Annotated in this window: 1 pseudogene; it reads left to right on the plus strand. The window is 60.7% G+C overall.

The features are described 5' to 3' along the window. Positions 1–6,012, plus strand: a pseudogene (locus NUV89_RS26860) (Ig-like domain-containing protein); the annotation flags it as partial.

Below are 6,012 nucleotides of genomic sequence, written 5' to 3' on the forward strand. Positions count from 1 at the left end.
GCCTGAATTCCACCGGTTCCGACCAGCCAGTGGTGAACCTGCACAACGACGTGCCAGTGATTGAAGTCGTCGCCAACACCCTGGAAGAAAACTCGGCCGTAGAAGGCACCGTCGCCGGTACGTTCACTGCAACCGACGAAGAAACTCCGCGTACCGGCCTGACCATCACCTTCACGCCGGGCACCAACGCGGCGGGCTACTACGCCATCGTTGGCGACAACGTCGTATTGACCAAAGCAGGCGCCGACTTCGTCAACGCTGGTAACCAGCTGCCGAAGATTGATCTGACTGTTACCGATCCAGAAGGCCTGAACTCCAAGGGTTCCGACCAGCCAGTGGTCAACCTGCACAACGACGTGCCGGTCATTGAAGTCGTCGCCAACACCCTGGAAGAAAACTCCGCAGTAGAAGGCACCGTCGCCGGTACTTTCACCGCTACCGACGAAGAGACTCCGCGTACCGGCCTGACCATCACCTTCACGCCGGGCACCAACGACGCTGGCTACTACGCCATCTCCGGTGACAACGTCGTGCTGACCAAAGCCGGTGCCGACTTCGTCAACGCCGGCAACCAGCTGCCGAAAATCGACCTGACTGTTACCGATCCAGAAGGCCTGAACTCCAAGGGTTCCGACCAGCCAGTGGTCAACCTGCACAACGATGTGCCAGTGATTGAAGTCGTCGCCAACACCCTGGAAGAAAACTCCGCAGTAGAAGGCACCGTCGCCGGTACGTTCACCGCTACCGACGAAGAGACTCCGCGTACCGGCCTGACCATCACCTTCACGCCGGGCACCAACGCGGCTGGCTACTACGCCATCGTTGGCGACAACGTCGTATTGACCAAAGCCGGCGCCGACTTCGTCAACGCCGGCAACCAGCTGCCGAAAATCGACCTGACCGTCACCGATCCAGAAGGCCTGAATTCCACCGGTTCCGACCAGCCAGTGGTCAACCTGCACAACGACGTGCCGGTAATCGAAATTGCGGCCAACACCATTGTTGAGGACACCGCCAGCGCAGGCACCGTCGCCGGTACCTTCACCGCGACCGACGAAGAAACCCCGCGTGATGGCCTGACCATCGACTTCACGGGCAACAGCAACGCCGACGGCTACTACAGCCTCTCCGGCAACAACGTCGTCCTGACCCAAAAAGGTGCGGACTTCGTCAACGCTGGCAACCAGCTGCCAAAAATCGACCTGACCGTCACCGACCCACAAGGCCTGCACTCCAACGGCACCGGCCAACCGACCGTCACTCTGGTCGATGACACCCCGACCGCCATCGACAACCATATCGAAGGCAACGAAGACACCCCGATCGAACTGACCTGGGCGACCTTCGGCGTTCAGGATGAAGACACCACCAGCCCAGGCGTGGTGTTCACCAGCCTGCCGGCCGGTTCCATCGAGTACAAAGTTGACGGCGAGTGGGTCAAGCTCACCACGGCCGACCTGAAAACCGACACTTCGGCGGGCAAGGTCTTCACCCAGGCTGATTTCGATGCGCACAACGTGCGTTACAGCCCGGCGGAAAACGAATCCGGCGATAGCAGCTTCGGCGACACCGGCGTGGGCAACAAGCAAGGTGACTACACCGAGCTGAAGTTCCAGGCCACCGACGGCAATTCCTACAGCGACACCAAAACCATCACCGTGGATATCCACCCGGTGACGGATGTGCCGGTGCTGACCATCGGCCAAGTGCCAACCGGTTTGACCATTCAAACCTGGACCGGCGGCAACCTGCCGGGTGCCCTGGGCACCAACGGCCAAGGCGTGACCGACTCCAACACCCTGATTAAGGTGATAAACGGTCAAGCCGCCGGTAGCGCCGCCACCACGGGCGTGACCAGCGATGTCAACAACGGCAACGTGGCCGAAGGCACCGCGACCAAAGTCTCGGGCTTGGTCTACCTGGAAGCCGGCAAGAGCTACACCTTCACCGGTACGGCCGACGACAGCCTGGCCATCACCGTGGGCGGCAAGCTGGTTGCTTCCGAGACCTGGAGCCAAGGCAGCGGTATCAATGGCTCGGCCTTCACGCCGACCGAGTCGGGTTACTACACCCTCGACATCTACCACTACAACCAGAACGGCCCGGGCAACTACAACGTCAACGTGTCGGTCAACAATGGCCCGTCGGTATCGCTGGGCAGCAGCGGCGTGCAGACCTACACCAGTATCGAAGCGTTGAAAGACGCCGGCATGGTGCTGGGCGACAGCCACGTGGTGAATGGCGAAGGCTATTACACCGGCAACGTCTACAACCACGGCCTGGAAGACACCGCGATCAAGATCGCGCCGATTGACGTCAAGTTTGTCGACACCGACGGCTCGGAATCCCACAAGGTCGAAATCAGCGGCCTGCCGGAAGGCACCGTGCTGACCGACGGCACCAACACCATCACCTCGACCGGCGCAAACACGCTGTACGACGTGAGCACCTGGAACCTGGGCACCCTGAGCGTTACCCCGTTCAAGGACTCGACCGCCAGCTTCGACCTGACCGTGAAAGCCACGGCCAAAGAGCTGAGCACCGGCGTTGAAGAAGTCACCACCGGCAAGATCAGTGTCGTGGTTACAGCAGTCAACGACGCGCCCGTACTGGGTAATGAATCGACCAACGCGTTCGGCGACACCTACATCGAAGGCAAGCCAGGCGGCTACGTCGCGGCGAACCTGACCATCACCGACGTCGACAACACCACCCTGCAAAGCGCCAAGGTCACGCTGGTCAACCACCTGACCGACGACGTGCTGATTGCGGATGTCAGCAACACCAAGATCACCGTCAGCTACGACAAGACCACCGGTGTGCTGACCCTGTCCGGCGAAGCCACCAAGGCCGAATACCAGGAAGTCCTGCGTTCGGTGCACTTCGCCAGCGAAAGCGAAGACCCGAGCCCGGTCAACCGCAACCTGACCATCACCGTGAACGATGGCCAGGCGGATTCGGCGCCGGTGACCTCTGTGGTCTACGTGGTGCCGGTCAACGATGCACCGGTGGTCGGCTTCGACAGCACCAAGTTCGTCGAGCAAAAAGGTGCAGTGGCATTGGTTGAAAACCTGAGCATCACCGACGTCGACAACAAAACCTTCAGCAAAGTGGTGGTCACCGTTGACCACCTGGTGTCGGGCGACCTGCTCACCAACGCCGACGTGCTCAAGGCCCTCGCCGTTGCCGGTATCACCATCACCGAAAGCGGCAGCGCCGCCGATGGCAAGATCGTCTACACCCTGACCAGCAACTTGCCGGCCGGCAGCAGCGCCGCCGACTTCATCAAGCTGGTTGAAGCGATCACCTTCCAGGCCCCGGGCAACAACCCGGCCGGTACTGATCGCACCGTGAGCATCGCCGTGACCGATAACGGCGGCGGCAACCTCGACCGTGAGCCGCCAGAAACCAGCACCGCGACTGGCAAGGTGACTGTCGAGCTGTTCAACGATGCCCCGACTGCAACCGGTAGCTCGACTGGCGCAGACGAAGACCACGCGGCCACAATCGTACTGAGCGGCGCCGATGTGGACGGCACCGTTGCCAACTTCGTCATCACCTCCTTGCCGGAGCACGGCAAGCTGTACAGCGACGAAAGCATGACCACCGAACTCAAGGTCGGTGACTCGGTGCCTGCGGGCGCCGACGGCAAGGCGTTGGTCTACTTCAACCCAACGGCTGACTGGAGCGGCACAACGGCGGTCACCTTCACCGCGGTCGACAATGGCGGTAAAGCCAGCGACGTCACCACTGCGCCAGTGACCATTGCACCGGTCACCGACACCCCGCACCTGGGCCTGCTCGGTGGCGGCGTCGTCAGTGCGATCAACTTCGACAGCGCGAACCTCAACGGTTCATGGGGCACCGTCGCCGTCGGCAATGCCAACAACGCAGCCGGCACCGGTCCTGCCACCCAGTGGATGACCGGCAACAGCGACGGCAAAGTCGAAATCGGCCAAAGCAGCATCTACGGCGTCGAGACCCCGGGCAACAGCCAGGTCATCGAGCTGGAGAAAAACGCCGGCGACGACTCCAGCCTGTACACCATCATCAAGGCTGAAAGCGGCACCGCGTACAGCATCTCGGTCGACTACTCGCCGCGTCTCGGTCACGAGAACGATTCGGTGATCGACGTATTCTGGGGCGGCGTCAAAGTCGGCACCCTGGACACCACCGTCGTGGGCATGAAGACCTACACCTTCGTGGTGCCGGTCACTGCCGACGGTGATGCCAAGCTCGAATTCAAGGCCCCGGCCGGCGACACCAACAACTCCTACGGCGGTGTGCTCGACAACATCAGCGTGACCCAGGTGCTGAACACCGGCCTGGAAGACCACGCGATCAAGTTGTCGGCCATTGACGCCTACGCCACCGACAAGGACGGCTCCGAGACGCTCAAGCTGGAAATCAGCGGTATCCCGGCCGGCGCGACCATTTCTGATGGCGCGGGCCACACCTTTACCGCGACGGCCGGCAATCAAAGCGTCGACATCAGCGACTGGAGCCGCGCCACACTGGTCTACAACCCGGTGGCCAACGCCTACGGCGTGGTCAACCTGACCGTGACCGCCACTGCGCAGGATGGCAATGCGTTGCCTAAGTCCGAGTCGATCACGCTGCCGATCAACGTGATTTCGGTCAACGACCTGCCCGTCATCGAAGTGGTCGCCAACGCCCTGGTGGAAGGCCAAGTGGCGGAAGGCACCGTTGCCGGTAACTTCACCGTCAGCGATGTGGAAACCCCGGTTGCCCAGCTGAAAGTCACCTTCACCGGCGACAGCAACAAAGATGGTTACTACACCCTTGTTGGCAATGCCGTGGTACTGACCCTGGCAGGTGCGAACTTCGTCAACGCGGGCAACAAGCTGCCGGCGATTGATCTGACCGTGACCGATGCCGATAAAGGCAGCGCGCATGATGCGGCTACGCCGGATGTGACGTTGGTTAACGACGTGCCGGTTATCACTGTTGCTCCGGCTACGATTGAAGAGAACTCGGCTGCAGTGGGTACCGTCGCCGGTACCTTCACCGCGACTGATGAAGAGACTCCACGTTCGGGTCTTACCATCACCTTCACTCCGGGCACCAACGACGCTGGTTACTACGCCATCGACGGCAACAATGTTGTGCTGACTAAGGCAGGCGCGGACTTCGTCAACGCTGGTAACCAGCTGCCGAAGATTGACCTGACCGTTACTGATCCAGCAGGCGCGCATTCGAATGGCGAAGGCCAGCCGACCGTTAACCTGGTTAACGATGTGCCGGTTATCACCGTTGCTCCGGCCACGATTGAAGAAAACTCGGCTGCAGTGGGTACTGTCGCCGGTACCTTCACCGCGACTGACGAAGAGACTCCACGTTCTGGCCTGACCATCACCTTCACTGGCAACAGCAACTCGGCTGGCTACTACGCCATCGACGGCAACAATGTTGTGCTGACCAAAGCAGGTGCTGATTTCGTTAACGCTGGCAACCAGCTGCCGAAGATTGACCTGACCGTTACTGATCCAGCAGGCGCGCATTCGAATGGCGAAGGCCAGCCGACCGTTAATCTGGTTAACGACGTGCCGGTTATCACCGTTGCTCCGGCCACGATTGAAGAGAACTCCGCCGCTGTAGGTACCGTCGCCGGTACTTTCACTGCGACCGATGAAGAGACTCCACGTTCGGGCCTGACCATCACCTTCACTCCAGGCAGCAACAACGCTGGCTACTACGCCATCGACGGCAACAATGTTGTGCTGACCAAGGCAGGTGCTGACTTCGTTAATGCTGGCAACCAGCTGCCGAAGATTGACCTGACCGTTACCGATCCAGCAGGCGCGCATTCGAATGGCGAAGGCCAGCCGACTGTGAACCTGGTGAACGACGTTCCGGTGATCACCGTTGCTCCGGCTACGATTGAAGAGAACTCGGCTGCCGTGGGTACTGTCGCCGGTACCTTCACTGCGACGGATGAAGAGACCCCACGTTCGGGCCTGACCATCACCTTCACTGGCAACAGCAACTCGG

Origin of the sequence: Pseudomonas sp. 18.1.10 (assembly GCF_024655625.1) — a bacterium.
In the GTDB taxonomy this organism is placed as follows: Bacteria; Pseudomonadota; Gammaproteobacteria; order Pseudomonadales; family Pseudomonadaceae; genus Aquipseudomonas.